This window comes from Endozoicomonas sp. ALB115, assembly GCF_049310245.1.
In the GTDB taxonomy this organism is placed as follows: domain Bacteria; phylum Pseudomonadota; class Gammaproteobacteria; order Pseudomonadales; family Endozoicomonadaceae; genus Endozoicomonas.
The window spans coordinates 1-26861 of record NZ_JBLYZG010000065.1; the positions used below are offsets into that span (position 1 = coordinate 1).

The window sequence follows — 26861 nt, forward strand, 5'->3', positions numbered from 1 at the left end:
GGCGCATCTTACCGCGCCAGTTTGATTTGTCAACCGGTTGTTTTTCATTCAATCCAAACAACCCATTTTCAAACCGCACTTCCCGGTCAGCTATGATGATTCATTCTGCTGATCCATGGGTGACCGTTTCAGGTTAGCCCGTGGAAGAGCGGCGCATTTTACGCAGGTGTGGATAAAAGTCAACACCCTGAATTTTTTAACCTCATAAAAAAAGCCACTATTTAGCGTAGCGGCTTTTTCCAGAACGTTTAATCGGCGTCAGGCTTCCATAGAGCCTTTCAGCTTTTTCATCGCATTCTTTTCCAACTGGCGGATACGCTCAGCAGAGACTCCATAGGTATCCGCCAGCTCATGCAGCGTTGCCTTTTCTTCTGCCAGCCAACGCTTTTGCAGAATATCCCGGCTGCGTTCGTCCAGCTGTGCCAGTGCACTTCTCAGCTGGGAAATCGAACTGTCGGACCAGTCGGCATCTTCAAGCAGAGAAGAAGGGTCTGAGTTATGGTCTTCCAGATAGTAAGCAGGTGCCTGATAAGCGGTATCGCTATCATCGTCACCATAGCCATCAAAAGCGGTATCCTGGCCAGCCATTCGGCTTTCCATTTCGCGAACCACTTTAGCTTCAACACCCAGATCTTTGGCTACGGCATCCGCTTCATCATTGGTTAACCAGGACAACCGCTTTTTAGCGCTGCGCAGGTTAAAGAAAAGTTTGCGTTGCGCTTTCGTGGTCGCGACTTTCACAATACGCCAGTTGCGCAGAATAAATTCGTGTATTTCCGCTTTGACCCAATGCACAGCAAAGGAGACGAGCCTTACCCCAACTTCAGGGTTAAAACGCTTAACCGCTTTCATAAGACCCACATTGCCTTCCTGAATCAGATCTGCCAGTGGCAGACCATAGCCGGAATAGCTTTTGGCAATGTGAACAACAAAGCGAAGGTGAGACATGACCAGCTGACGAGCCGCTTCCAGATCATTATGAAAGAAGAGGCGCTCAGCAAGGGTCTTTTCCTGTTCAGCAGACAACACAGCAATACTGCTGACTGACGCAACATAGGCATCAATATTGCGGCCAGGAACTAACATATCGACTGGTTGAAGACTGGTGCCCATAACTGACTCCGTCAAGATACCCTCTTATTTAGACTCTGTTAAAATAGCTGAAGTTCAAACGAATACTAATAATAACAACAATTCGGTTCACAATCGCTATCGACTTTACAGGACATTTTCTTACTTTACACAGTCTATTCTCGGTCAGCCTCCTAGTCAGGTACTAAAGCCTGAAAATGTCGATAGCAGCTGCTCATTGCCCCCAGAACACCAAACGCTATTCCGGCCAGCAACAATACGCCCAACACGCCAAAACCGGGGCCAGATAATACCATCTCGCTATTATACAGTCCGGCAATATTCATCATTTCATGACTCAGGACAGCTAATAATGAAAAAACAATCACTTGAGCCAGAATAGCGCCAATCACGCCATACCAGATCCCCATATAGATGAAGGGCATGGCAATAAAGCCCCGGGTTCCCCCCACCATACTGATAATTTTGATTTCATCACGCCGACTTTCAATACTGAGGCGTACGGTGTTGCTGATCACCAGAACCACGGTAAGCCCAAGAATCCCGCCCAGCATGATGGCAAAGCGTTCAAGCATCGTCAAAATTGCCTGCAGCCTCTGTACCCACTGCCGGTCCAGCCGAACCTGGTCAACCCCTTCCATTCGTTGATAATGGACCACGGCATCATCCAGTTGTGCAAAAGAAGCTTCACTGACAGGCAGCAGCTCAATCACCCCCGGCAATGGATTAAACCCAAGCTGGCTAATCACATCCTGCAGTCCGGCCTTTTGCTGAAAGTCGTTCACCCCCTGTTCCGGTGACAGGTAGACAACTTCTTTAATCAGAGGGTCTTGACGATAATCCGCAATACGTTGATCGATAATTTTCTGGCTAACCCCATGATTGAGGTAAATGGAGATTTTGGGCTGCCCATCCCAGGCGGCCCCCAGCACCTGCACATGACTCACCAGAACAAACAGTAAAACCGGCAGGGAAAAGGCAACCGCGATCAGCAAGCTGTTCAACAGACTGGCCACAGGGTTGTTCAGCAGACGGGTCAGTGCATCCCTGCCCACCTGCCGATGCAGGCTAACGAAAGAGTGCAGTGTCAGGGTTGCTACGGTCTGGCGATTGGCACCTCTTTTGTGGGTATCTTTGGCTTCTTTAGAAACCAGGCTTCCCGCACTCTTTCCAGCGGTTTTGCCCATACCCGCCTGTTCATCCACTGTGTGCCGACGACCATGTTGCTGTCGCCTGTTGTTCTTACTAAACAGACTCACTGAACCTCCTGGTCTGCAACCAGCCTGCCATGATCCAGGGTCAAAATACGGTGTCGCATCCGGGCCACCAGCGCCAGGTCATGACTGGCAATCAACACGGTAACACCCACCTGATTAAAGTTCTCAAACAGCTTCATGATTTCCGTGGACAACTGCGGATCAAGGTTTCCAGTGGGCTCATCCGCAAGAATCAAAGCCGGGCGATTCACGACTGCCCGCGCCAGGCCAACCCGCTGCTGTTCACCACCGGACAGAGCCACTGGCAATAACTTTTCCTTATTTAATAACCCGACCATATCCAGGGCAGCGCGAACCCGACCAGCGCAATCACTGGGAGAATAGCCTGCGATCAGCAGTGGTAAAGCGACATTTTCAAAAACAGTACGATCAAACAACAGCTGGTGATCCTGAAAAACCACACCAATATTGCGGCGAAGATAGGGAATCCGGCTGTTCTTCAGAGCCCGCAGGTTATGACCTCCCACCCAGACCTGACCTGCACTGGCCCTCTCAAGAAGCATAATCAGCTTCATCAGGGTACTTTTTCCTGCACCAGAATGGCCTGTCAGAAACGCAATCTCTCCCCGCTCCAGGTGAAAACTGACCTGCTCAAGGCCAACATGACCTCCCGGGTAACGCTTGCTGACACCGTCAAAGCGAATCATCCAGCTGTCCTTAATCTATTGGATGGTATTCAAGTCACCAACACTCTAATGAGCGACATTTGTCGCTCATTGCAGGTCATATCAACCTTCCCGGGAAAATAGCGCTTTAACAAATTCCTTAGCCGAGAAGGGTCTCAGGTCATCTATCTGCTCACCCACGCCCAGGAAACGGATTGGCAGTTTCATCTGTTTGGACAGCGCGAAGATCACCCCGCCTTTAGCGGTTCCATCCAGTTTGGTCAGGGCCATGCCGGTTAACTGCACCGCTTCATGGAACAGACGAGCCTGGCTCAGGGCATTCTGCCCGGTGCCCGCATCCAGTACCAGTAACACTTCATGAGGCGCATCAGGGTCCAGCTTCCCAAGCACCCGCTTCACCTTTTTCAACTCCTCCATCAAATGATCCTTGTTGTGAAGGCGGCCAGCGGTATCGGCAATCAGGACGTCGATATTGCGGGCTCTTGCTGCTTCGAAGGCATCAAAGATAACGGAAGCACTGTCAGCACCGGTATGCTGGGCAACCACCGGAATCTCATTGCGCTCACCCCACACCTGCAACTGTTCAACCGCAGCCGCACGGAATGTATCGCCAGCCGCGAGCATAACCTTGCGGCCTTCGGACTGAAGCTTACGGGCCAGCTTGCCAATCGTGGTGGTCTTGCCCACACCATTAACGCCCACCACCAGGATAACAAAAGGGGTGTCCTGTTTCGGGATAACCAGTGGCTGGTCAGCCGGTTCAAGAATATCAGCAAGCTCGGATTGCAGCGCAGCCATCAGGGCATCCGCATCATCCAGCTCTTTGTACTTAACTTTTCTGGTCAGCTTTTCAATAATGTCAGTGGTGGCTTCAACGCCCACATCGGCGACCAGCAGCTGAGTTTCCAGTTCATCCAGAAGATCATCATCGATCTCCTTTTTACCGATAAACAGTTCTGCAACGCCTTCAACCAGAACGTTACGGGTTTTGCTCAACCCCTGACGCATCCGGGCAAAGAAGCCACCTTTGGCTTCAGGCTTGTTCTCTGGCTCAACCGGCGTTTTTTCGGGCGGTGATTCTGGCTCAGCAACCCGGGGAATTCCAGGGGCAGCAACAACCGGTACTTCTTTGTCAGAAGCCTCAGGTGCTTTATGAGTGGATTCAGGATGAACAGGCTTATCTTCAGTGCCCTGAAAGACCTCAGGCGCAATCTCAGGCACAATCTCAGGCACAATCTCAGGCACAATCTCAGGCACAACGTCAACAACACCGGCTGAAGACTCAGAAGCCGACTCAGCAGTAACTTCCGGTGTTTCTACAGTGGATACAACGTCTTCTACTTCAGGCTCAGCCTTTGCCTCTACCTGTTCTTCAGAAACTTCATCCCGGGAACGTCGACCCCAGGGCCAAAAACTGCGTTTGGCTTTTTTCTCATCGTCTTTGCGCGAACCGAACATAGACTACTTCTATAACCTTGGTGGGAGCGCCTGATGACTAGGAGCCTGTCCGAGAATAGACTGCCCTACTGCGGTGGCAGCAAATTGGTCTAAAAATTCCGTTTTGTTCGGCAAATAGCCCCGCTATTCACCTCACAAAATGAAATTTTTATCCTCAATTTTCTGCCATCCTCGCTACGGGGACGCCTAGTCGGGCGCTATTCTCGGACAGGCTCCTATCAGGATTGCCATTGATCTGAAGCCTGGCCGGAGAAGTCCCCGTAACAGGCGATGAAACGCAATGACAATCCATCATGCAGGCTATGGATAATCGCTAATCCTATCTTAATTCAGACTGTCACGAAACGAACTTTCTCAGGGAAAATAGTCCATCTTTCATGAACCCGAATGGAACCATCCACAATAAAAAACGGCGACTTCGGGTTACTGGAAGTCTGACACTTTTCTCCGGGTTTGTTGTATTTCACCAGACTCTGCTGTCTATACACACCAGGATGACTGGTAACTCCATGACCTGAAGCGATGAAACGAGTATGCTTACGCTCCCTGTTGATCCCCTGCCCGGCTGGAGCCTGTTAATGCCTCGCAAGTCTCGAAATCCCAAGCATCCTGAATCACGCGCTAACACCGGCCCTGCTCATACCGGTGGTGGTCTGCTGCGGATTATTGCGGGTGAATGGCGCAGTCGTAAGTTACCCGTAGCCAATGTACCCGGCTTGCGCCCAACATCAGACCGGGTAAGAGAGACAGTATTTAACTGGCTGACCATGATGACACCGGGAGCCAGGGTGCTGGATGTATTCAGTGGTACCGGCGCACTGTCCATGGAAGCGCTTTCCCGGGGCGCATCGTCAGCAGTGTTGCTGGAAAAAAGTCCGGTTGCCGCAAGAACGTTGAAGAGCAACCTTGCACTGTTAAAAGCTGAGCGTGCCAGGGTGATTGAGTGCGATAGCCTTACCTGGTTAAACCAACCGGCTGAAACCGGTTTTGACCTGATTTTCCTGGACCCACCGTTTCGAATGAACCTGCTGGAGCCTGCTTGCCAGCTGCTTGAAAGCAATGGTTACCTGAATGAAAACAGCCATATTTACATTGAGGTAGAGAAAGAGCTGAACCCTTTGCCAACCCCGGAGAACTGGCAGCTGGAAAAGTGCAAAACCGCAGGACAAGTAAGCTTCAGCCTCTGGTCGCGCATGAAAAAACAACAATAACCAACGTCTCACATATGGACTTACCGAAATGATATCAGTAATCTGTGCGCGGCTGATCTTTATCAAATAAACAGTACGTCTGAACGCTGTATCATCCACAGGCTTACCATTCAGTAGGCCGTGGCCGGATGTCTCTTTTATGACTTTTAAGTGCAAGAAAGCACGAAAAGCTGCTTTAAAGAACGGCTCATGGTGATTTAGACGCATTGCTAATCTAAGAATGAACCTGAAAACTCTAAGGAGCAGTTCCCCATGAAACAACCCGTACGAATTGCGGTCACAGGTGCAGCTGGCAACATCAGCTACTCTCTGCTGTTCAAAATCGCTGCCGGTGAAATGCTGGGACCTGATCAGCCTGTGATTCTGCAACTGGTTGAGATCCCACAGGCTATGGACAAACTTCGTGGCGTTGCCATGGAGCTGGAAGACTGCGCCTTCCCACTGGTTCACGGTATCAGTCTGCACGACAATCCGTTTGATGGTTTCCGTGGCATTCATTACGCCATGCTGGTCGGTGCCCGTCCCCGTTCCAAGGGTATGGAGCGCGCCGACCTGCTGGAAGCCAACGCCGTTATCTTTGCCGAACAGGGCAAGGCGCTGAACGAAGTGGCTAACCGTGACGTTAAAGCCCTGGTGGTGGGTAACCCGGCAAACACCAACTGTCTGATATTGTCCCGCAATGCGCCCGACCTGGCACCATCCCAGTTCTGCGCCATGACCCGACTGGACCACAACCGTGCACAGGGCATCCTGGGTAACAAACTGGGGGTTAATCCTGCGGATATCGAAGGTGTCTGCGTGTGGGGCAACCACTCCCCAACCATGTACCCTGACCTGCACCACGCCCAGGTACTGGGTGATGAAGCGGCCATCGATATGATCGATGAGCAATGGTACAAGGAAGAATATACCCCTCGTATCCAGAAGCGTGGTGCCGAAATCATCGAGTGGCGCGGCCTCTCCAGTGCCGCCTCCGCCGCACAGGCCGCTCTGGACCACATGCGTGACTGGGCCCTGGGCAGCGATGGTCGTATTGTATCCATGGGCATAATTTCCGATGGCAGCTACGGTGTTGCCAAAGGCATCTACTACTCTTTCCCTGTCGTTTGTGAATTTGGCAGCTACCAGATTGTTCAGAACCTTCACATTAACGACTACGGTCAGTCAATGATGAAGAAAACTGAACAGGAGCTGTTAGAAGAAAAGGCAGCGGTAGATCACCTGCTGCCCAAAGAAACAGCTGCCTCCCGCGAAGCGCTGAGGACGTCCAGCCGCAGCGGCCAGACTGAGTTTGATGCAGGCATTGATACCGGCGAGTCATACTACAAGGCTGACCGTATCTGCTGAGCAGTTTGCCTGGTCAGTGATACAAAAATACAGGAAAGGCTCTATGTGAGCCTTTCTTTTTGTCTACGTCATCAACACAAGAAAACAGACAATAAAAATTATTAAATAAACCATTAGCGCCCAAGAGGGAAACAACAATGACCGCTGCCGAACCCATTATGTCCGAGCACAGGAAAGTGACCCGGCAAATCCCCCCTCCCCTGGAAGATCTGCTTGCCGCCCAGAAGAAAGCCTTTCTGCAAGACCCTAACCCCAGCTATCAGGAGCGGGTGGATCGCCTGAAGGCCCTTAAGAAAGCATTGTTGAGCAATAAAGACGCATTACTGTCTGCTTTGGATGAAGATTTTGGCGGCCGATCCAGAAGTGAGTCATCACTGACTGAAATCATACCGAACCTGGGCAATATCCACTACACGATCAAGCAGCTTAAAAAATGGATGCAACCCAGCAAGCGAAAGCTGAACCCTCAGTTATTACCTGCCTCAGCAAAAGTCGTGTACCAGCCCTTGGGCGTGGTCGGTATTGTGGTGCCCTTTAACTACCCACTGTTCCTGTCTCTAAGTCCATTGCTGACGATTCTTGCCGCCGGCAACCGGGCCATGATCAAGATGTCGGAATTCACACCAAAAACCTCGGAGCTGGTTGCCCGAATCATTGAGCAAACATTTCCTGCTGATCTGGTCACCGTCGTTTGCGGTGATGCACAAGTGGCAACCGAGTTTACCAGCCTGCACTTTGACCACATTATTTTCACCGGTTCGACAGCGGTCGGTCACCATGTTATGCAAGCCGCTGCAAAAAACCTGACCCCGGTAACCCTGGAGCTGGGTGGTAAGTCACCGGTTATTGTGGATAACGACTTCCCGATTCAGGAAGCGGCAGAAAGAGTCTGCTACGCAAAAGCCCTGAACGCCGGTCAAACCTGCGTAGCGCCGGACTATATTCTGGTGAAAAATGACCAGAAGGCAGCCTTTATTGAGCACTATCTCAACGCCTTTCGAAAAATGTACCCAACGGTCAACGGAAATAATGATTACACCTCGATCATCAATGACCGCCACCACCAGCGATTATTGAAATTACTGGCTGATGCCAAAGCGCAGGGCGCAACCATCCACACTCCGGGCAATGAGGAAATTAACGACGGAAGCCGTCGGATCCCCATCCACTTAATTGAGAATCCAACTGATAATATGGGCGTTATGCAGGAAGAAATTTTTGGCCCGCTGCTTCCTGTCATCGGCATCGATAGCCTTGATGAAGCCATTCAGTTTGTCCAGCAACGACCCAGGCCTCTGGCACTCTACTACTTCGGTTCTGATACAAACAATCAGGAAGCCGTATTGGCACAGACCCACTCTGGCGGTGTCTGTATTAATGAGTGTTTGTTACACGTCGCTGTTGAAGATATGCCGTTTGGCGGCATTGGCCCATCAGGCATGGGACACTACCACGGCCATGAGGGCTTCCTGACATTCTCCAAGGCCAAGTCGGTGTTAACCAAAGGCAAGCTGAACAGCACTAAAATGATCTACCCGCCCTATGGCGGCTGGCTGCAGAAAAAAATGCTGGGGTTCCTTTCCGGCCAGAAATAGACCCTGCCTCTTTCAGACTTTGGGGCCGCTTGCCAGCGGTCCTGCAAAAACTGGTTCAGACGTTCAGGTACGTATTTTCACTGAACACCAGAAACTTACGAAGATGATCAATTTCGTCGGCACTGAAATCCATCGAGTTATTACGCAAGTTCCATTATTCCTTATGCAACTCAGGACATAGGAACTTTTGCGGGATAAATCAGTCTGAAAGTAAAGTACCAATTTTCTGTCAGGTTAACTGCCAACAGAGTATGGGGTGGAAGCAGCTTCTATTTTGAGGAAATACGCAACATGGATCCATGTAATGCACTGACTTTACCGTTAACAACCGTTAAACAATTTGCCCAACGGGCATCGGATTACACCTGTACTTGTCCAGATGACTTCTCTAACGAATGGGCCTGCCCGATTGTCATGAGCACAATTCCCTCTGGCCTTTTTGGTGGTCTCATAGGTTGCGTTCGCGGCGGCGAAATGGGTTTACTGGCCGGTGCATATGCTGGCGCTGGTGTTGGTGCAACCCTCACCACCTGTTTTCTTATTGCCTGCTATGGTAGCGAGTGCGTCAAGCTTCGGCAGCGACAGATCACCACCTGTACCAAACAGGCCCCCCTTGCCAATGGGCAGCAACAGAGCCTGAAGCTACCATCGGCACCACCTTTATTGGGAGCAGAAAGTTTAGATGCTAACTCTAACTGCACAACGCCTGTTCAGTCCCAACCAGAACTGATGAATCCGTTCCTATTATCAGGCAACGGCATTCAGAGTGACCCTCCAGTATTTTTACAGCCTGACCTCGCCGGGAAGAAATCAACCACGGGGATAGCGTGCCCTGCCTTCTGTCCGGGTTCACAGGCAAACTATGTTTGACAAACAGGAGCGCGTTTATCGTGCTGTGGCAAGGCCCTGGCCAGGGCTTGTCAAGCTGGATAAAGAGATAATATGTCAGTCAGGGGCCAGTCGTTTGCTCTACCCACCGTTTAAGTCCGCATTGCAGTTTAATATTCTCAGACTTTTAACATGAATCTGTACACTTAATAACCATTCCAGCGCCATGACTATATAAACGCATAACTTCTGAAAATCCTCATATTCCCAACATTAAGTGCCACAGAACGCTGATCATTTGAACCCTTTTGACTATTTCGTTAACATGCCCTTTTACTAAAAAAAGGTCGCCATATTCGCAGATCAGTGAATGACGTCAACGGGAGTCTGTCCAGCAAATTACAAGACAGTTTTCTGGTAAACCGCAGAACTCCTGAAATGTTTTGTATCTCTGATCTGTTGTTGGATTTGTGGCCGGAGAGTCATTTTTAATGATCAAGGTAATCTATCCTGGTACGTTTGATCCTATTACCAAGGGTCATATGGATCTTGTTGAAAGAGCGGCCAAGCTGTTTGATACCATTGTTATTGCCGTTGCTGAAAGCCCCAAGAAAAAGCCATTGTTCGATCTGGAAACCCGGGTCAATCTGGCCAAAGAATCCATCGCTCATCTGCCAAATGTTCAGGTAACCGGCTTCAGCTCTCTGCTTGCCAGTTTTGTGGCGGAGCAGCAGGCCCAGGTTATTCTCAGGGGGTTAAGAGCCGTTTCTGACTTTGAATATGAGTTTCAGATGGCCAATATGAACCGGGTGCTGGCACCCAAAGTGGAAAGCCTTTTTCTGACACCAGCAGAGCAATACTCCTATATTTCCTCTACACTGGTTCGGGAAATAGCCTCTCTGAATGGGGATATTTCCAAGTTTGTATCACCATGTGTTCAGAAAGCACTGACAGATAAGTTCAACGGAAACTGAGATACTGTCCGTTATTCATTTGTTTTTACAAGCTGAAAGGTAGCCAGGTTAGCTACTTACAGGCGGAGCGGAATCCAAAGGTCACCTATGGCTTTAATGATTACTGACGATTGCATTAACTGCGACGTCTGCGAACCGGAATGCCCGAATAGTGCTATTTCACCCGGGGAAGAAATTTACGAGATTGACCCACTGCTGTGCACGGAGTGCGTTGGCCATTATGATGAACCTCAGTGCCAACAGGTGTGCCCGGTAGACTGTATTCCGAAGAACCCGGACTGCGAAGAAACTCAGGATGAGCTGATGGAAAAGTATCTGATCATCACTGCTGCCTGACAATACCCCGCAAATGTATCGTTACATTTGCGGCATCCAGCTTCAGACGCTCGGTATATTTAAATGTGATCCCTGCCCTGGCAATAAAGTCGAACCAGGATTTCAGGGTTGAAGGCAAGCTGAAGTTATACATAGGCAAGCCTATTACCAGAATATCAGCGGTCTTTACTTCCTCAATCAACTGATCAGAAAGCGCTGTCATTTCAGCCTGTCGATGGTTTTTCTGGTCCTCAGGGATACCAAAGCCCATCACGATTTCCGCATCCAGATGGGGAATCTGCTGGTTAGCCAGGTCTCTTACCTGATGCTGAGTGTCAGGGTTCGCTGTCAGAAATCGCTCAACAAACTTCTGTGACAGTTGGGTCGACTGCCCATGTTCACCAAACAGGCTGCTGTTGATTTGGAGTAATTTAGCCATGCTTCCCACCTTTTCAGATCACTATTGTTATTTACTTGATTGTTGTATGCATGGTTTAAATTTATCGTCGAAATTAACGAAAGAAAAGTTCAAAATACTGCATGAATGTATCGATTTTTTGGATATATAGAGACCTGCAAAATGTCAAAGGCAACTCTCGATCAATGGCGTATGCTTCAGGCAGTGGTAGAACATGGCGGCTTTGCCCAGGCTTCGGAGGCAATTTTCAAAAGCCAGTCCACCATCAGCTGTACCTGGTATTTCCTGACCTCAGCTATATTGGCCCTGCCGCACAAAAACTGGCAGCCATCTTAAGGAATTGCTGCCAAGGAGCCGCTTACCAGAGTTTCTCAGAATCAGGTTAGACGGATAAGATCCAGAAACTTGCCATCATCACCATAGGAAATTTCAAAACGACCATAAATTCCCTCTCTGGTGACAAATTTCAGCATGATGTCATAGGGAATACTCATACTCTGGCCCGATTCAGTGCGAACTCTTACAGATTGCTTCTGCCCTTTATAGAACTGAAGAACTTGCTCAGAATTGAGTTTTACGGAGAACACAGCCTTATGCATTGCTCAAACCTTTGTGTTTCTTATTAAGACTAATCGTTAAAAGAAGGCACCTCTCAGTTTAGCAACCTTCTCTCACAAAGGTTATAGAACAAGGCTAAATTACGGTTAGTTTTCTAAGAAGTGGGCTATCCAGATTCTTCACCTGTGTCACTGGAATCAGCAAATTAATCGTTTTCAGACACAAAATCGCTTGTTCGAGGACCATTTCCTTAATAAGCCGGGTACCAGGTACCCGGCTTATAACCATAACTGCCGGAAAACCAGGCAGTTATTGCCCGGGAGGCGGAGGCATCAACCCTTCAGGAAAATCCATATTGTTGGGAATTTGCATCTGTTGCATGACCTGATTGATGGAATCCCGAATACTATCAATCATTGCCTTGTAGCCAACATCAAAGCCCCGGTAGAAAGCCTGCTCTGTGCTCCTCAACTCACCGGATGGCTGAACAACGGCAGGCTGTTTACCCTCAGGATTCTCGCCACCAAAAAATGCCTCCATTGAGGTAGGAACCGTTAAGGCAACACGCCCTCCGGTCATATAACCATCAATAAACCGCCCCCTGATAAACGGATTGTTATCACTGCCAGCACCGGTGTTCCGATAAGCATCGGCAGCTTCGCACCAGCGATCTTTATACTCACTCATCAAGTCTGCTGAAGCACAGTTATACTCTACAATGCCCATTGCCTCCATAACGACAAAATAACCGTCGCGATAGCCCATGTCATAGGGAGTATCAGATAGGCTATCGATATCACCGCCAAGGCCCAATCGACTGTCAGCCGCCTGGTTGGCCAATGCATATCCCTCACGAAATCCGTTGATATAAACCAGAAAATCATCCGAACTGGTGGATTGACCACGCTGTTCGAACTGGTCTTTGGCTTCACACCATGTCTGCTCAAGCAGGCTGGTTTTGTCTCGATTATTACAGGTATAGGACTCAGCCCCCTGATCGACACTGGCCATGTCTTCAAACACTACCGTCGTGACCTCTGGACACTCATGGGCTTTATTACAGCCTTGCAGACCAATCAGTATTGCAACCACCGGCAATACTGCCGCCAGAAAATATTTCTGCATTTAATTACTCCTTCAAAGAAACTAATGAACTTGTTATTCAATACAGTTTTGACGGAACTGATTAAATATAGTTCAGTTTTTTTTCTGATTTCCCTGAAGGCACTTGATTTTATTAACCTATCGATAATGCCCTTCCCCTTTGAAGGCCAATGACATGAGTTGCTTTACGGTTTCCGGAGCACCGCGATTAATAACAGTAACAGCCTGAATACATTAATGTTTCACCCACAACAGGAGGTCGGTAATTAACGGACAGCGACACTCCCCGTGGGGATATAAGGTTCAAAGTTCATTCCACCCCGCTCCCTGGCACACAAATAATCCCAGTCTTCGGGCAATGATTGCTCAAGCAAAACCAGCCACTGATCCAGCGAGCAGCGTCCCGCACACCCGGGTACCGCAAAAGGTTGGTGATTCAAGGACAGGGCAACTTCCGGGTGACCATCATTCCAGTTAAGCTGGACGCCAAAGTGTGTTGCATAATCCACCATTTTGTCAGATGGCGCACCCAGCATGGTCATGATCGCCAATAAGTTACTGTCACTGGCTGAGTAAAGCGTCCATCGCTGGCAGGAATGGCAACTGCCTTTTTCTTGCAGACACTGCTGCACCCGCTTGAAATCCCTGATCATCGCTTTGGCTAAAGGGGAACCGATAAGCTGGGCAATTTCATAATTAGCCACAATCCGGCTCACAATCCAATGTAATAACTCCTCCAGTTCCACCGCCTGTTGATTTGAAATACCTTCGGGCATTGGCAGCTGGTGAATTCTATGTATGGCAATTTGATCGATCAGGGGAAGAAAAGAGTAGAGATCGCCATTACCTTCACGCTCACTCAGTTCAAGCCATAAAGCCAGCTGATCAAGGTGTTGTTCTTTTTTTCTTAACCAGTCAGCACTTTTTTCCAGCGCCTGAACACGATGAAGATACCCCGGACATAATCTTTGCGCTGAAAAAAGATCATCATGGGCCAAGGGTGACGCATAAACCGGAGGAACCTGAATGCCCCCCGGCAAGCCTGTTTTACCCGCCTGTTCAGGATAAAACCCCAGCAATAAGGCACTGGCGCTCTGAATGGTACGATCCAGACCTTTGGCAAAATGTTGACTGACTTTGGGTGACCAGGAATCGGGGAGGGTTTCAGAAAAATAGTATCTCCGGATTGTCTGCCCCAAAAGGTACTCCTGCTGAAGGCCTGCAGCCGTTAACTGCCCGGGCCCCATTGGCCAATATTTTGTCATTCCCCCAAGATCCCTGGGAGAGCGGTCGCCGTGCCTGACAAGGCTGATAAGGTAATCAGCGGGTGCAGCTAATGCCGACTCAATATCCGCTGCATCAGAACGGATAGATAGCAAACACATGGCAAATACAGCACCAAAGACCAAACCTCTTTTTTTAATATCAGACTGAAGTTTCATACCCTGCCTGCGTGATAATTACGTCCAGCAGACAGGATAGGAAAAAATTGAGGGACTGGTTGAGATTTACTGAAGAAACCCGGGAATATCCTTTGATAACCCGGAGGCCTGATCCACAATCATATCCTTAATGAATGGTAATCGATTGGTCAGACTGAGCCCGGTATTCCGTATCCAGCGAATACCAAGGGCATTGGCCCCGAACAGATTTTGAAAGCCAGTCATGGCCGCCATCGTCAACGAGTTATCTCCGATGCGACGACGCTGATAGCGATCCAGAACGTGCGCGGCAAAATAGTCATCGCCGCGACCGGCCGCTTTGATCAACTCATCCGCCAGCACGGCCACATCCATAAAGCCCAGATTTACCCCCTGCCCCGCCAGGGGATGAATGGTATGAGCAGCATCGCCCACCAGAACCACACCTTGTCGATGATACTGCCGGGCATGCCGTTGACGCAGTGGGTAGCGGAACCGTTGATCAACCTTCAGAATATTGCCCGCCCGATGCTCAAAAACTCTCGCCAGCTCCTGACAGAAAGCATCGTCACTCAAGGCCTCTATCCGGTCTGCCTCTGCCGGTAAAAGGGACCAGACAATTGAGCAATAATGCCGCCCTCCCTGACTTTGCAGGGGCAGAAATGCCAATGGGCCGGAATCCAGGAACACCTGTCTCGCTGTGTGATGATGAAACAGCTCTGTCTCCACGGTGGTGACCAGCGCATGATGCTTATAGTCCTTCTGATTTGCCGGAATGCCAGACAATTTTCGCAAACGCGACTCGCCGCCATCCGCAGCCACCAGCAGAGGAGCGCAAAGCACGTCACCATTTTCCAGAACTATTTCACCGCCCTGGCCGGACAGTTTGTATTCAAGGGTGGTCTGTTGATCAAAACATTGCACGGTTGAACTGGCCAGCTGTTGCAACAGTGCGTTGCGAATCACGTCATTTTCGACAATGTAGCCAAGATTTTTTTGTGGCAGCGATTTTGCGTCAAACTCAACTTGTCCCGTACCCTCACCATCCCAGACGGTCATGTGAGTGTAAGGACAGGCCCGCTGGGCAATGATTCCTTCCCAGGCCCCCAGATAGTTCAGCAGTTTTATCGATGCTTCCGTCAAGGCACTGACCCTGGGCTGCCAGGGATCATCCATCGAAAGCGAGCCGGGCTGCAATGTCTGCTGCTCAACCAGGGCCGTCTGCATACCAGATCGGGCAAGCGCCAGGGCCAGAGAGGCCCCCACCATACCTCCCCCGACAATAATGACGTCAATTGTCTGCATTTCTGATCCCTATTTCCCAGATTCAAAGGTACGGGAGACTGTAGAGTCTCGCCGGTTTATAATCCCATGGCCCTGCGGGTGAATGTTGACTTCACCGGATGGCAATAATCCAGCGCCACCAATCCCAGATTCCGGGACACTACCGAGGCCGTGTCAGTCCGTGAGAAAAGGCGCACCAGGCCATCACAAAACTGGCTGGTCAGACTCTGGTCGCTCAACTGTTGTTGCCAGTATTCCTGCAACCGGCCAAGATCACCTACGGGGATTTGGCGTTCCAATGAGTCCGAGATATTGCCTGCCAGAGCCAGGGTATCCCGAATAGAAAGGTTATAACCCTGACCTGCCACTGGATGGATGGCATGAGCAGCATTACCCAAAATAACCAGCCCCGGCCTTACCTGCTCCTTGGCGATGCGCATGGTGAGTGGGTATCTGTCCCGCTGACCCACGGCAATAAAGCGGCCGGCCCGATAGCCAAACCGCTGTTGCAATAACGCCAGAAAATCATCATCTGCCAGAGCATAAAGCGAATCGGCTTCCTCATCCGGTAACGTCCACACCAGCCCTGCCCGATGTGCAAAATGGTGATCACCGGTTAACGGAAGCAGTGCCATCGGACCTTGACCGGCAAAGCGTTCCCAGGCCACACCATTATGCGAGCGGTCAAGGGCAAGATTGGCAATGATCCCCTGCTGATGATAGTCACACTGCTGCAGCCCAATTCCCAGCTGATCCATCAACCCTGAGCGGCCACCATCAGCCAGAACCACCAGCGAGGCGGAAATCTCTGAGTGCCTGAGCTGAACTTTCATACCTCCGGGAACAGGGCTCAGGCTTGCCACCCTATCAGGACTGAACATGGTCACCCTGCCCTGCTTCTGGAAACCCTTTAACCGTTGCAAAAGCACATCACCCAGCACATGATTCTTGACCACAAACCCCAGTGCCGGGACACCTTCATCAGAAGCCCGCAAGCGGGAAACCCCAAAACTGCCCCGATCAGACACATGAACATCGGTAATCGCCTGAGCCTGATCCACAAGATCCGGCCACAGCCCAAGCTGCTGGTAAATACAACAGGTTCCCCAGGACAGCGCCGAGGCACGGGCATCAAAACTCGGCGGAATATCTCTGGGTTGACTCAGGTCATGGGTTTCCACCATCGCCAGCCTCAACCCCTGCTTGATAACCACTTGTTCCAATGCACAGACCAGACTGGCTCCCACCAGCCCGGCACCAATCACCAAAACATCGAAATCCATCTTGTCTGTAGAATTATTCACGTTTCAGCCTCCACCATGATTTTGTGGAACTCTGCTCAGTGCAGGGTTTTGGCAGCGCCTTGTTTTACAGAACGTTGTCCAGCACTGCCATCATCGTCGGGCAGCTCGGGCAAACCACAAACCTCTGCATAGACATTCAGCCAGGCCAAACGAACAAACTCACTCACTTCAACATACAGCTTTTCTGATTCTTCGCTCTCTTCTGCGGTTTCTATCAGGCTGATTTCGGCAAAGTCCCTGAGCACTTCTTCCACCATCTCACTGACCTGACGACTGTCCAGCCCTTGACCAAAGCCAGAGATAAATGACTGGCACCATATTCCAAGTGACTGCGTCCTCAGCCCAAGCGCTTCATCATCATCAGGAAGCAGCAGTGTTGCCGCCAGACTACCAGAGTTCAGCTCATTCTGAGTATGCAGAAATAACTGGCTTAATAACTGCCTCGCAGGTTCATCAATCGATTGGTCACCCATCTGCTCAGCAAGCTGCTCCAGCCATTTCTCAAGGCCCGGATGGGCACCGGCGGAAAACAGGCCGCATAGGTAGCCATGAATCTCTGATGGATGAGTCTGCTCTGCCAGATGACTGGCGAGTTCATCAAACGATATGAAGGTGGGTTTGTCGCCGGGCTGGGAAATGTGGATCGTCATGATATAGGGCCATTGAAATTACTGAGTCGAACTTAACCGGGATTCTAACAGACTTCCCGGGCAAACTTGTCAGTCATTAAATAAAGAAAGTGTCTATCCTGCTAAGTAGTTGGCCAAATGGAATCGTATATTTCTGGCTAAGTGGGCAGTTACTATGCAAGGCACAACGAAGGGAGCATAGCCTTAGCTATGTGACCGGAGTTGTAACGCCGCACGACTGCATGGATGCAGGAGCTAGAGCAACGCAGGAGCAGTTGCCGGGAGTGACTGACCACTTAGTCAGAAAATATGATTTCATTTGGTTAACTACTTAAGTCCAACCCGTTTGGAATACTGCCATGCCAGAGCCTTTGTACGAAAGAAATCAGCTGGGCGTTGGTTTTACGTTTCATAATCCGGTTATCTATCTGGATCGCTGGCTAGGCAGCTGGAAAAACGATAAACCCCTGCTGGATATTGGCTGTGGCCACGGAGTTAATACTCACGCAGCCCTGATGCATGGCGCACAGGTAATAGCCACTGATATGGATAAACCAGACTTGTCCGAATGGCTGAAGGACTTGCCTGAGACTCAGCAGAAAGCAGTGACCTGCAAAGCTGCAAAACTGCCACAGCATATCCCTTTTGCCGATAATGCCTTCTGCGGAATCCTCTGCGCCGAAGTTTTCCATTTTCTGGCCAATGAAGAAGTGGTGCCATCTATTAATGAAATCTACCGAATTCTCGAACCAGGGGGCACGCTTCTGCTTACCTGCTGTTCCTGTGACGTTGAAGTGCTGAAAAGTACCGACCTGGGCAGGGAGATACACGACGGTGTAAGAAAATCACCGTTAACCGTTACCGGTCAGCGGGATTATCTCAACCTGCTGGCAGAGGCGGCCAAAGCAGTTAACTGTCCGGAGATAACCGATCCGGTTTTGGCTGCCCACAAAATTAATATCCCCGGCAGAGACTTTTGTTTTTTTGCGTCCGAACAACTGGAAGTATTAATGAAACATGCCGGATTTGTTATCGAAGTATGCGAACAGGGTGAGGCTCCCCATTACCCGGTATGGAGTCATGGTGATCAGGATCAAATACGGATTATTGCCAGAAAGCCCGCATGATTTGCCCGTTTTATTACGGACGTCGTTTTTGCAAGCCCGGGCTGACAGTCTTAAGGTTACTATGATTACCCCGATCAACCAAAATGCGTCGCCTCTGTTTGCAGGCATTTCGCGTTATATCCTCTTCAACAAAGGACAACTTGATCCATTGGTACAAGGTATTACCCGACAAATTAAAAATAAAACATTGTCAACCATTAAGTCATTGTTCTGAATTTCTCCAGAGGCTATAGTAACCCTAATAACCGAGCATTCAGGGAAGCTATGAAAGAATCCGATTTCATCGCCCTCGATCAGAAAATTAACTATCTGGTTGCCCTTTGTCAGAAGCTGACGACTGAAAACAGGCAACTTCGACAGCAGGAGCAGTCCTGGGTAGCTGAAAAAGCGAAGTTGATGGAAAAAAATGACGTTGCACGTACAAAAGTAGAAGCGATGATCCAGCATCTCAGGTCTCTGGAGCACGAGTCATGACGGATAAATCATCAGTGACATCCGTTCATATTCTGGATAAGGAATACCGTGTTGCCTGTCCCAAAGACAATCAGGAGGCACTGTACACCGCTGCCCGCTACCTGAACGAAAAAATGCATGAAATCCGTTCTTCAGGCAAAGTTGTCGGTATTGAGCGAATCGCTGTGATGGCCGCGCTGAATATCAGCTACGAGTTAATGCAGAGCCGTCGTCAGAATGAAGATGAGAAGCAGGACACCCAGGAGCACATTGACCAACTGCTGGGTAAACTGGATCAGGCACTGGCAGCCGTGGAGCGTTGATCTGATCACCGTTTCTGATGTTCACGAAAACAAAAAAAACTTGCAGACATCTCCTCAATAGTCGATATAATGCCGCAGAAACCTCCCTGGCCTGTTCGCCAGTCATCATACGTCCCGAGCCGATAATACTACCCAGGGAGCTCCTGGCAGGTGCTGGAGTGCAGGTCCGCCTTGTAGCGGAAAGCCCGATTCACCTCAGCAGCCCCCACCGTGACCGTTACGGCCACGGGCAAACGTGGCAGCGGCAGGGTGGGGAGGTTTCAACCACTCGATACAAATCGCCCCCTCACTCTTCCCCTCTACTCCAATAGATTGCCTTGCCATTAGGATGCACGCCCTTTTAACTTAATTAAATATTCGTACCATTTAAAACATTCAAAACCCGGGATGGGCAAACTGATTACGTTCTGCCCACTCAAAAGCATCATCCTAAATTCAACAGTTGATCCCCCCTTAGCCATGCCCGCAGGGATAGCTTTTGAACCTCTCAACTGAGCTCTATACCAGCATTTATCCCGAGCTGATTAATGGTTCCAATGCGTGCGTATCGTTTATGTCCGGAAAGTATGGAGAGCATTATAGACCCAAGCACATCAACTTTTTGAGGTGCATTGGGGCTTTTATAGATCAATGGGCAATCATCGACCCAAGGTCCAAATCGATGACCCGCTTTTAAATACTGGATAAAAAAAGCCAATTGCCCCATTGGAGTGACCGAAGCTTCCGGGTCCCATTCAACATGAATTTTTCCATCGAAAGAATCGACTTCGAGCGTGACCGACAAGGGGTCTTTTTTCATTTCTGACAGCTCACCCTTTAGGGGAGCGGGTTTTGGTGGACGAACCATCTGTGAACCCTCGGTATGGCTGAGGGTTTAGAGTTTAGCTGATGGGTTAACCGCTGAATTTAGGTTTATCAATTAAAAGTCAAAACAGGTGCCCCCCCTGACCAAGACAAAGTCCTTCACAAAAGGAAACCGGGTGATGATGCAGGGAGTATGCTAAAAATTCAGACAGGCATATAACGTAACAGAAAGGTATTGCAATGAATGAACGACAAAGAGCCTATGAATCAGTTATTGGTGCCTTGGTCGCTGATGCCGCTGCCATGGGATTTCACTGGTTATACGATCAGGCCCTGATTGCAAAGTACGGAGGTGAAAGTCCCGAGTTTCATACGCCTGTCCGGGCCGAATACCAGGACAAGGGATACTTTGCCCATGAAGGAAAACAGGCCGGTGAGTTTTCCCATTACGGCGCTCAGTTGCTGTCGATGCAGGATGCCATCATAGCCAACAGCCATTATTCGGAGCAGAGTTACATAGAATCTTTCCAAAAATGGTTTGACTTTGGTGGTCAGTGGCAAGGTTATACGGATCATCCAACCAGGCAAACCCTGCTCAATCTCCATCAAAGAAAGAGCAATGATGAACCTCTTGCTGCCTGCGGTGCTGACGATACCCAGAATCCGGCATTATCAAAGCTACCACCTCTGATTGCTGTCCATGGCCAGAACCAGGACTTGATGGAAAAGGTAGAATCAGCAGTACGTGTCACCAATAATAACGACAGTGCCGTTACCTACGCCAGAGCCGTTGCAATAATGATAAAAAGTGCTCATGAGGGCCTTTCACCTGAGCAGTGCGTGGAAAAGGCAAAAGAGGTAAACGAAGACATTACCAAGGCAATCAAAATCGCTGAATCAATGCTCAAGCGCAGCCCAAAAGAGGTTGCACAGGAAGTGGGAATGCACTGCGGTCTTGACGCCTCATTTACAGTGATTACCCATCTTCTGCTGCAGGCCGAGAACTATGAAAAAACAGTGAGAGAAAATATTTACTGCGGGGGTGACAGTTGTGGAAGGGCCATTCCATTAGGTGCAATTTTGTCTGCATGCTTCTTCGGTTCAGATAAAGCAATGCCAACCGCCTGGATTGCACGAACCTCATTACCCGGTTCTGTGTTGCCCGCTGAATGGCAAGCCTTATAAGACCAACACACAGAGTTATCCCATTATTTATCCCAAACAACTGAACTCGATTTTTTAGAAGATTAAATTCAAGTATTTACGATAAATAACAGAGACCGTTACGGACAAACGTGGCAGCGGCAGGGTGGGGAGGTTTTATCCCCCTTCTCTGATACCCTGCATTTTCCCGGATTTTCAACCAGCTATAGGGCGTACCACCATCCTAGTACCGAGAAGCCCTGATATCCATACAAACGCACGTATGTTTTGATTGCCATCCCTTCTTTTCCTCCATACCCAAGTTTAATGCAGAACAAATTTGCCAGATTATCGCCATGTCTTGCGACAAACCTGAAGACCATGGTTATCCCTTCAGTCATTGGTCAGAAAACTCATTGGCCATGGCAGCAGTAGATAAAGGTATCGTCCCATCTATCTCTCAGAGGCAGGTGGGGCGTTTTTTAAAATCAGGCCGACATGGATGTTGTAACCGGGAAAATCATTCCCCTGATCAGAGATACAAGGGCCGAAATAGACTTCTCCGATTTGCTGAACACTCATATGTGTGAAGCCGCAGTGATGACAGCAGCAAGGGTTGAGAAGACGTCTGAAGAAGAACTGGGCACCAAACGTAAGTCAGGGATATTGCAGAATCTAAAGACCCGTGCCATGTACCTGACCGATCCAACCCACAAGATTATGTTCCACTACACACCGAAGCATGCGTGTTGGCTGAATCAGATTGAAATCTGGTTTTCCATCCTGGTCAGAAGGTTTTTGAAGAGGAACAGCTTCACTACCAAAGAGGACCTGAAGGTACGGCTCTACGGTTTCATTGAGTTCTTCAATGAGAGGATGGCCAAGCCATTTAAGTGGGCTTTCAAAGACCGTCCTCTGCAGGTGTGAAGATGTATGGGTATTAAGGCTTGGATGCACTAGCGAAAGGAGGGCGATAAAAAGGCGTTGTGCAGCTTCCATATCACCTTTAAAGGTATGGAAGTTAAAAGTACCCAGAAACCGGATATGGAGGTGATCGGCCGAATCCGGGTTATAGATTATTTGGAAATTGCGCTACGGCACACTCAAGAGTCAAGCCCCCCTGTTTTTCCGGTTGTCCACATTAAGTGCTAATTGACTAATCAATATTCAGTCGTTTCTTTTTCAGGAGTGTCAGTATCTGCTCAAATGAAATATGATGCAATTCAAGTAAAGATTCGATCTGGTCATAGCTCATCACCTCTACACCATATTCTTTGGCAATCTTCCGAGTTTTGGCAGATAACTGCTTTGCATTAGTCAAAAACAACAGATGTGAAATTGATTTGCCTACACCGTTTTCATACTTGAGCTTGGCCGTGTAAACCTCAGTAACAGCCCTGTAGCCATCATAACTGGCATTTTTGGTGTGTTTGCATTGCAATAAATAACCGCATGAATCTGCAAGGATGACAGCATCGGCACCATAATCAGCCCCGGTTTTAGTCAACCAGCAACTGCTTGCATTCAGGCTTTTTGCCATCAGCAGGCCACAAAGTGCTTCAAACTGTTCCCAGGATATTTTCAGCAGGTCGTCAGGTGTAATGCGGTGGCCTGGCGTAAATACGTTGGAACCAAACCCCGGCGGAGTCGGTATAACCTGTTCGGTGGTAACAACAGCATCTTTTAAGGACGTTTTCTTGCTCAACAGCTTGTGCAGGTTAGCGTCAAACGATTCAAACTCCGGGTGATGTAAAATAGGCACGTAAATATTCACGTCTTTTTGTTGGCCAATCCGGTAAACACGATCGGTAGCCTGAGCTTCTTTGGCCGGGTTCCAGTGCCGCTCAAAATGGATCACATTGTTGGCACCCACTACAGTCAAGCCAACACCGGCGGCTACTGGAGACATAATAATGATGTTGAAGCCATTGACTGCCTCAAAATCAGTAATCATGCTTTTACGGGTTGGCACTAAAGCCCGCTTAGCCACAGCCTTAGCGTCGCCATTAATAACCGATAACGGTCCCAACCCAAACCATGAGCCCAAAGCCAGACTTAAAAACGCCTGAAGCCGTTTATTAACGGAAAAAATGATGCATTTCTCTTTACGCTGTTTAATTTGCTCTAGCGTTTCAATCAGGCTTTTCATTTTGGCGGATTCACCAAAAAGGTTCAGCAGCTCTTTTTTATGATTAGGAACATCAAGCCGTCCCTGGTCAGCTAACCGTGGATGGAGTGATACATCACGAAGCCGCTGTAAGCAGGCCAGGACCTGATTGCCTTCTGCTTCAACCTGCAACCCAAGAGTTGCGTTATAACTATCCAGCTGGAGACCGGTCATTTCAGTTTTCAGTAAATCCATGAAAGACCAGTCGTCACCTTCAATACCCACAAAAATAGTTTTTTGGGGTAAGCCTTCCAACTCGTCTTCTTTCACTCGCCTTAACATGAAAGAGCCGACTTTCAACCTGAGGTCACGGCCAACCCTTGCTCTGACTTCTTCAATTTCATCACCTGCTGCTCGCAGAATAGGGGTAACATACTCTGCTCTGAATGATTGATAACTGCCCAAATGACCAGGGCAAGCTGTATCCATCAAACACCAGAAATCAGCCAGACTGTTTTCTACAGGCGTACCCGTGGCGATCAGCTTGAAATCAGCTTTAAGACCTTTAGCTGCACGGGTCTGCAGGGCATTGGGGTTTTTTATATTTTGTGCTTCATCAAAAACTACCATGCCCCAGTCAATTTGACACAAGGAAAACTGATAGTCCCGCAGTGTCTGGTAGGTGGTAATCACCAGTCTTTCTGGCATGTCCAGACGATCATGACCAAAGTTCTTGCCTATATTCAGGGAGTATTTAATATCTGCCTGACCATCATCGAAAATAGTCTTTTCTGAACTAAGGTTTTGGTTCCTGATTTCAACTCCGCCTGAGCGATAAGTATTCAAATCCCCAGCAGATTGAAGAATCACAATTGACTTGAACGGTGAGCCAGTGAATGTTTTATCGACTTCATCTTTCCAGTTTTCCAATACACTCAAAGGGGCAACAATCAGTGCTGGTTTTTTTGTCGAGCTGTCAGGAGTATTTTTATATATCTGGTCAATAGCTGAAAGAGCCATAAACGTCTTGCCCAGGCCCATATCATCCGCGAGCAGGCCACCATCACTATTCTTGTTCAACCCTGCAATCCATTGCACACCAATCAATTGGTGGGGGAAAGGTTGTCTGGCGTAGTTTGACCAATCGAGTTTTTCAGCAGGATAGAGAATATCACTGATAGCTTTATTTACTGATGGTGAGGACGCTTGTAAGTCTTCATCGTTAAGCTCAATATCCACAACCGCAGGAACATCGTATTCCAGTTCATTATCAGAGTTTTCACTCTGATCAGTGGGCTCATCATCCAATGCTTCATCCGAATCCTCTTTATCTGCCCCCTCCTGAATACGCTTCTCAATCTTGTCTAAGGCTTGTGCAACAGCTTCTGTTGAGGATATATCGTAGGATTTTCCCTGAAAGTTTATTTCCTGAGCCCCTGTTTTCCGGGCATTTTCAATATCGCCTTTCAGTTTATTGAGTGTATCCTGATCCTCAACCTGTTCGGCTAATTTACTGGCAGGCAACACTTCTGAACCAGAAGAAGATCGCCCAAACCAGTCAATACCAGCACCGTCCGTTTCTCCAAAATAAGCATGTTTAAACGCTGTTGCGCCTTTAACCCGGAGAGAAAAACCAAGGTCGAGATCAACCAGGCTGGCATCGATAAACGCCGTAGGATTTTTAATGAAATCTTTAACTTTGTTCTTGGGAACTGTGCGGTTATTCAGTATTTCATGAACGGCTTTTAGCTTCTGCTCGTCAAACAGAATGATTTCGTCATCTACTCGCAGTGCGGTGGCTTTGTCAGAGTGTAGCTGTCCCAAGACCCTGTCAATTCTTTCCGGACTGGCACTTTGCCCCATGAAGGGCGTTAAAATCAGATTACCGTTAGTATCCAGCTCTGCTTTTATTGAGATGGAGTCCGGTGCCTTGATTTCTTTTTTGTCATTATCAAAATGGCCAAGATTAATTTTGGCTCCAATGCTTTGACCTTTCTGTAAGGCCAGCAGTAGTTTCAGATTGTCATACTCTGATTTTTCCGATGCTTCGTGAGCATCATAAGCACCGAAAATTAACTGCTGAGCAGGGGTGAGAATATACTGTTGTTTTTCGGTAAAACGGAGTAACGGCCCGACAATTTTGAAAGATTGCGTTAGTTGACCATTAGCTGTTTCTACTTTCAGGCTGACCCCGAAGTTTGAGCCACTGGTCACTCCTTTTATATCGGCCTGGATATGCCCCTGCCATTGCTCGGGCAACCCCAGAAGCTCACGATGCTCTTCATCCAGCTGAACGGCGATTTCGGTAGGAACAATAAATCCGTTTGGTATTTTTTCAGCATCACCCTGCTCAACCAGCATAGTCAGGGCAATATGCTGATGGGTAATCCAGACATCAGCGTTCCCTGTAGGGATTTTTTCCGAATTCACTGTTGTTGTAGAAAAATTTAAACCTTCAAAATCAGCTTCAAAGCGATAGTTTTCTGCGGAGCCGGAAAGTCCCCGTAATCTATTCAGCCATCCTTTGATCATTGTCACATCACTCCGAATCGACGCTTGAAGCTTTGATAATCCTGTGGCGATAAAACATCCTGTGGACTAACATGGATGCCAATACGTCTGAGGGTTTCTATCGCTTGCCGCTGCCAATGGAAATTGCTGGGATTATGCGTAATATTGGCTTCTGCACGGCAACCCAGTCTCTCCATATGTCTATTTAACCCACTCGTCAGATTGTCGTAACTTACAGACGTCCTTGCATGATCAAAAACCAGTGCAGTCTCATGTAAGTCGCGGTAGATCCACAAATAGCAACTATGACTGCCTTCCACCATATGAGCTTGCCCGTTAGCCAGCTGAACATAGATCAGCGATTTATCACCGTTACTCACCCGGGAATAAGCAGGCAAATGCTCCTTCTTGTAGTTCATTTTCAGATATTGCTCGGCACCGCGTGAAAGATAAAGCCGGGTATGCCCAACCAGCTCTTTATCGTCCAAACCCTCAAGAAATTTTTTCCGGGATGGGAACATCCTGCGTAACTCTTCTTTACCTGGCAGGTTTGAAAAGTCCTCAAGTGCTTCAAGAAACAAACGTAAGTCCAGTTTTGATAACCAACCCTGAACCACTCGATGAAGGCTGCTATCCAGCTGACTCCACCACTTCTGATATCGTGGATGAGTTTTGGGAACTCTGGGGTCTCCTGCTATTGCGATGACTACTTGAAGCCAGCTGTCATGGACATTGGTGTTTTGCGCGCGGGTTATCAGGGTTTCAAGAATCTTATGACCCAGAAGATAGCGACTGTCATAAGGTGCTTCATAGACAGATGGCTTCTGAACTTCCTGCAAAATTCTATGGGGTTCATTAACTGGCCTCGTCAGTAAAATCTGTGGGTCATTTCCGGTTCAGGTAACTTGCCAAGCGCATGATATAACGCGATTTCCGCACATCTGTAGGTCCT

26 protein-coding genes and 1 other RNA gene are annotated in these 26861 nt (G+C 48.7%); 13 read left to right on the plus strand and 14 right to left on the minus strand.

What is annotated here, in order from left to right; translation table 11 throughout:
* Positions 1–258 precede the first annotated feature (258 nt).
* The 4 genes from rpoH to ftsY form a co-directional block, all read right to left on the minus strand.
* Entirely contained in the window at positions 259–1113 is an 855-nt protein-coding gene (gene rpoH / locus ACO6VE_RS20395; RefSeq protein WP_269672902.1) for an RNA polymerase sigma factor RpoH, read from the minus strand.
* A gap of 152 nt (positions 1114–1265) precedes the next feature.
* A complete protein-coding gene (gene ftsX / locus ACO6VE_RS20400; RefSeq protein WP_422463145.1) occupies positions 1266–2351 on the minus strand; it encodes a permease-like cell division protein FtsX in 1086 nt (361 codons plus the stop codon).
* Positions 2348–3016, minus strand: a complete 669-nt coding sequence (gene ftsE, locus ACO6VE_RS20405) for a cell division ATP-binding protein FtsE (RefSeq protein ID WP_422447063.1) — start codon at positions 3014–3016, stop codon at positions 2348–2350. Before ftsE ends, ftsX begins: the two co-directional genes overlap by 4 nt.
* A gap of 81 nt (positions 3017–3097) precedes the next feature.
* Positions 3098–4453, minus strand: a complete 1356-nt coding sequence (gene ftsY / locus ACO6VE_RS20410) for a signal recognition particle-docking protein FtsY (protein ID WP_422463147.1) — start codon at positions 4451–4453, stop codon at positions 3098–3100.
* Between the two features lie 533 nt (positions 4454–4986).
* On the opposite strand from ftsY, the gene rsmD reads away from it, so the two are divergent.
* The 6 genes from rsmD (at position 4987) to ACO6VE_RS20440 (ending at position 10744) form a co-directional block, all read left to right on the plus strand.
* Positions 4987–5664: a 16S rRNA (guanine(966)-N(2))-methyltransferase RsmD gene (gene rsmD / locus ACO6VE_RS20415; protein ID WP_422463149.1), complete on the plus strand. Its 678-nt coding sequence runs from the start codon at positions 4987–4989 to the stop codon at positions 5662–5664.
* 252 nt (positions 5665–5916) lie between these two features.
* Positions 5917–7011 (plus strand): malate dehydrogenase, encoded by a 1095-nt coding sequence (locus ACO6VE_RS20420; RefSeq protein WP_209200832.1) that lies wholly within the window; start codon positions 5917–5919, stop codon positions 7009–7011.
* A gap of 137 nt (positions 7012–7148) precedes the next feature.
* The gene (locus tag ACO6VE_RS20425) at positions 7149–8606 is read left to right on the plus strand and encodes a coniferyl aldehyde dehydrogenase (RefSeq protein ID WP_422463151.1); all 1458 of its coding nucleotides are present in this window, start codon (positions 7149–7151) and stop codon (positions 8604–8606) included.
* Between the two features lie 291 nt (positions 8607–8897).
* Positions 8898–9476: a hypothetical protein gene (locus tag ACO6VE_RS20430; protein ID WP_422463153.1), complete on the plus strand. Its 579-nt coding sequence runs from the start codon at positions 8898–8900 to the stop codon at positions 9474–9476.
* A 449-nt stretch (positions 9477–9925) separates the two neighbouring features.
* Positions 9926–10408, plus strand: a complete 483-nt coding sequence (gene coaD, locus ACO6VE_RS20435; RefSeq protein ID WP_209200829.1) for a pantetheine-phosphate adenylyltransferase — start codon at positions 9926–9928, stop codon at positions 10406–10408.
* An 87-nt stretch (positions 10409–10495) separates the two neighbouring features.
* Positions 10496–10744: a YfhL family 4Fe-4S dicluster ferredoxin gene (locus tag ACO6VE_RS20440; protein WP_101745606.1), complete on the plus strand. Its 249-nt coding sequence runs from the start codon at positions 10496–10498 to the stop codon at positions 10742–10744.
* Here ACO6VE_RS20440 and ACO6VE_RS20445 read toward each other — a convergent pair.
* A complete protein-coding gene (locus ACO6VE_RS20445) occupies positions 10731–11162 on the minus strand; it encodes an FMN-dependent NADH-azoreductase (protein WP_422463155.1) in 432 nt (143 codons plus the stop codon). The genes ACO6VE_RS20440 and ACO6VE_RS20445 overlap by 14 nt on opposite strands.
* Before the next feature lie 141 nt (positions 11163–11303).
* Here ACO6VE_RS20445 and ACO6VE_RS20450 point away from each other — a divergent pair, with 141 nt between their 5' ends.
* Entirely contained in the window at positions 11304–11477 is a 174-nt protein-coding gene (locus ACO6VE_RS20450; protein WP_422463157.1) for a LysR family transcriptional regulator, read from the plus strand.
* A 41-nt stretch (positions 11478–11518) separates the two neighbouring features.
* Here ACO6VE_RS20450 and ACO6VE_RS20455 read toward each other — a convergent pair whose 3' ends face one another.
* From ACO6VE_RS20455 to ACO6VE_RS20480, 6 genes are all read right to left on the minus strand, one after another.
* Positions 11519–11740: a DUF2835 family protein gene (locus ACO6VE_RS20455; RefSeq protein ID WP_101745609.1), complete on the minus strand. Its 222-nt coding sequence runs from the start codon at positions 11738–11740 to the stop codon at positions 11519–11521.
* A 268-nt stretch (positions 11741–12008) separates the two neighbouring features.
* Positions 12009–12824 (minus strand): hypothetical protein, encoded by an 816-nt coding sequence (locus tag ACO6VE_RS20460; RefSeq protein WP_422463159.1) that lies wholly within the window; start codon positions 12822–12824, stop codon positions 12009–12011.
* A 245-nt stretch (positions 12825–13069) separates the two neighbouring features.
* Positions 13070–14245 (minus strand): histidine phosphatase family protein, encoded by a 1176-nt coding sequence (locus tag ACO6VE_RS20465; protein ID WP_422463161.1) that lies wholly within the window; start codon positions 14243–14245, stop codon positions 13070–13072.
* A 66-nt stretch (positions 14246–14311) separates the two neighbouring features.
* On the minus strand, positions 14312–15529 hold the full coding sequence (locus ACO6VE_RS20470) for an FAD-dependent oxidoreductase (protein WP_422447083.1): 1218 nt from the start codon (positions 15527–15529) through the stop codon (positions 14312–14314).
* Between the two features lie 56 nt (positions 15530–15585).
* Positions 15586–16812 carry a 2-octaprenyl-6-methoxyphenyl hydroxylase gene (gene ubiH / locus ACO6VE_RS20475; RefSeq protein ID WP_422447085.1) on the minus strand — a complete coding sequence of 409 codons (1227 nt, stop codon included), beginning with the start codon at positions 16810–16812 and terminating at the stop codon, positions 15586–15588.
* Positions 16813–16847: 35 nt separating this feature from the next.
* Entirely contained in the window at positions 16848–17462 is a 615-nt protein-coding gene (locus tag ACO6VE_RS20480) for a UPF0149 family protein (protein ID WP_422447087.1), read from the minus strand.
* Between the two features lie 338 nt (positions 17463–17800).
* Here ACO6VE_RS20480 and ACO6VE_RS20485 point away from each other — a divergent pair, with 338 nt between their 5' ends.
* From ACO6VE_RS20485 to ssrS, 4 genes are all read left to right on the plus strand, one after another.
* Positions 17801–18568 (plus strand): class I SAM-dependent methyltransferase, encoded by a 768-nt coding sequence (locus ACO6VE_RS20485; RefSeq protein WP_422447089.1) that lies wholly within the window; start codon positions 17801–17803, stop codon positions 18566–18568.
* A gap of 264 nt (positions 18569–18832) precedes the next feature.
* Positions 18833–19042: a TIGR02449 family protein gene (locus ACO6VE_RS20490; RefSeq protein ID WP_101749308.1), complete on the plus strand. Its 210-nt coding sequence runs from the start codon at positions 18833–18835 to the stop codon at positions 19040–19042.
* Positions 19039–19344, plus strand: coding sequence for a cell division protein ZapA (locus ACO6VE_RS20495; RefSeq protein WP_163373137.1), 306 nt, complete (start codon positions 19039–19041; stop codon positions 19342–19344). The genes ACO6VE_RS20490 and ACO6VE_RS20495 overlap by 4 nt, the downstream gene beginning before the upstream one ends.
* An 80-nt stretch (positions 19345–19424) precedes the next feature.
* A non-coding RNA gene (ssrS, locus tag ACO6VE_RS20500) (6S RNA) lies at positions 19425–19604 on the plus strand.
* Positions 19605–19831: 227 nt separating this feature from the next.
* Here the strand turns inward: ssrS and ACO6VE_RS20505 are convergent.
* Positions 19832–20191, minus strand: a complete 360-nt coding sequence (locus tag ACO6VE_RS20505) for a hypothetical protein (RefSeq protein WP_422447091.1) — start codon at positions 20189–20191, stop codon at positions 19832–19834.
* A gap of 197 nt (positions 20192–20388) precedes the next feature.
* Here ACO6VE_RS20505 and ACO6VE_RS20510 point away from each other — a divergent pair, with 197 nt between their 5' ends.
* On the plus strand, positions 20389–21333 hold the full coding sequence (locus tag ACO6VE_RS20510) for an ADP-ribosylglycohydrolase family protein (RefSeq protein WP_422447093.1): 945 nt from the start codon (positions 20389–20391) through the stop codon (positions 21331–21333).
* Between the two features lie 456 nt (positions 21334–21789).
* Positions 21790–22218 (plus strand): transposase, encoded by a 429-nt coding sequence (locus ACO6VE_RS20515; RefSeq protein ID WP_422447095.1) that lies wholly within the window; start codon positions 21790–21792, stop codon positions 22216–22218.
* Positions 22219–22447: 229 nt separating this feature from the next.
* Here ACO6VE_RS20515 and ACO6VE_RS20520 read toward each other — a convergent pair whose 3' ends face one another.
* Positions 22448–25930 (minus strand): SNF2-related protein, encoded by a 3483-nt coding sequence (locus ACO6VE_RS20520; protein ID WP_422447097.1) that lies wholly within the window; start codon positions 25928–25930, stop codon positions 22448–22450.
* Between the two features lie 2 nt (positions 25931–25932).
* Complete coding sequence (locus ACO6VE_RS20525) at positions 25933–26787, minus strand: EH signature domain-containing protein (protein WP_422463162.1); 855 nt, start codon at positions 26785–26787, stop codon at positions 25933–25935.
* Positions 26788–26861: the final 74 nt, after the last annotated feature.

Excerpts from the sequence above, each read along its gene's own strand:
- rpoH (WP_269672902.1), bottom strand. The coding sequence starts at position 1,113 with ATGGGCACCAGTCTTCAACCAGTCGATATGTTAGTTCCTGGCCGCAAT.
- ftsE (WP_422447063.1), bottom strand. The coding sequence starts at position 3,016 with ATGATTCGCTTTGACGGTGTCAGCAAGCGTTACCCGGGAGGTCATGTT.
- ftsY (WP_422463147.1), bottom strand. The coding sequence starts at position 4,453 with ATGTTCGGTTCGCGCAAAGACGATGAGAAAAAAGCCAAACGCAGTTTT.
- rsmD (WP_422463149.1), top strand. The coding sequence starts at position 4,987 with ATGCTTACGCTCCCTGTTGATCCCCTGCCCGGCTGGAGCCTGTTAATG.
- ACO6VE_RS20420 (WP_209200832.1), top strand. The coding sequence starts at position 5,917 with ATGAAACAACCCGTACGAATTGCGGTCACAGGTGCAGCTGGCAACATC.
- ACO6VE_RS20425 (WP_422463151.1), top strand. The coding sequence starts at position 7,149 with ATGACCGCTGCCGAACCCATTATGTCCGAGCACAGGAAAGTGACCCGG.
- ACO6VE_RS20430 (WP_422463153.1), top strand. The coding sequence starts at position 8,898 with ATGGATCCATGTAATGCACTGACTTTACCGTTAACAACCGTTAAACAA.
- coaD (WP_209200829.1), top strand. The coding sequence starts at position 9,926 with ATGATCAAGGTAATCTATCCTGGTACGTTTGATCCTATTACCAAGGGT.
- ACO6VE_RS20440 (WP_101745606.1), top strand. The coding sequence starts at position 10,496 with ATGGCTTTAATGATTACTGACGATTGCATTAACTGCGACGTCTGCGAA.
- ACO6VE_RS20445 (WP_422463155.1), bottom strand. The coding sequence starts at position 11,162 with ATGGCTAAATTACTCCAAATCAACAGCAGCCTGTTTGGTGAACATGGG.
- ACO6VE_RS20450 (WP_422463157.1), top strand. The coding sequence starts at position 11,304 with ATGTCAAAGGCAACTCTCGATCAATGGCGTATGCTTCAGGCAGTGGTA.
- ACO6VE_RS20455 (WP_101745609.1), bottom strand. The coding sequence starts at position 11,740 with ATGCATAAGGCTGTGTTCTCCGTAAAACTCAATTCTGAGCAAGTTCTT.
- ACO6VE_RS20460 (WP_422463159.1), bottom strand. The coding sequence starts at position 12,824 with ATGCAGAAATATTTTCTGGCGGCAGTATTGCCGGTGGTTGCAATACTG.
- ACO6VE_RS20465 (WP_422463161.1), bottom strand. The coding sequence starts at position 14,245 with ATGAAACTTCAGTCTGATATTAAAAAAAGAGGTTTGGTCTTTGGTGCT.
- ACO6VE_RS20470 (WP_422447083.1), bottom strand. The coding sequence starts at position 15,529 with ATGCAGACAATTGACGTCATTATTGTCGGGGGAGGTATGGTGGGGGCC.
- ACO6VE_RS20480 (WP_422447087.1), bottom strand. The coding sequence starts at position 17,462 with ATGACGATCCACATTTCCCAGCCCGGCGACAAACCCACCTTCATATCG.
- ACO6VE_RS20485 (WP_422447089.1), top strand. The coding sequence starts at position 17,801 with ATGCCAGAGCCTTTGTACGAAAGAAATCAGCTGGGCGTTGGTTTTACG.
- ACO6VE_RS20490 (WP_101749308.1), top strand. The coding sequence starts at position 18,833 with ATGAAAGAATCCGATTTCATCGCCCTCGATCAGAAAATTAACTATCTG.
- ACO6VE_RS20495 (WP_163373137.1), top strand. The coding sequence starts at position 19,039 with ATGACGGATAAATCATCAGTGACATCCGTTCATATTCTGGATAAGGAA.
- ACO6VE_RS20505 (WP_422447091.1), bottom strand. The coding sequence starts at position 20,191 with ATGGTTCGTCCACCAAAACCCGCTCCCCTAAAGGGTGAGCTGTCAGAA.
- ACO6VE_RS20510 (WP_422447093.1), top strand. The coding sequence starts at position 20,389 with ATGAATGAACGACAAAGAGCCTATGAATCAGTTATTGGTGCCTTGGTC.
- ACO6VE_RS20515 (WP_422447095.1), top strand. The coding sequence starts at position 21,790 with ATGGATGTTGTAACCGGGAAAATCATTCCCCTGATCAGAGATACAAGG.
- ACO6VE_RS20520 (WP_422447097.1), bottom strand. The coding sequence starts at position 25,930 with ATGATCAAAGGATGGCTGAATAGATTACGGGGACTTTCCGGCTCCGCA.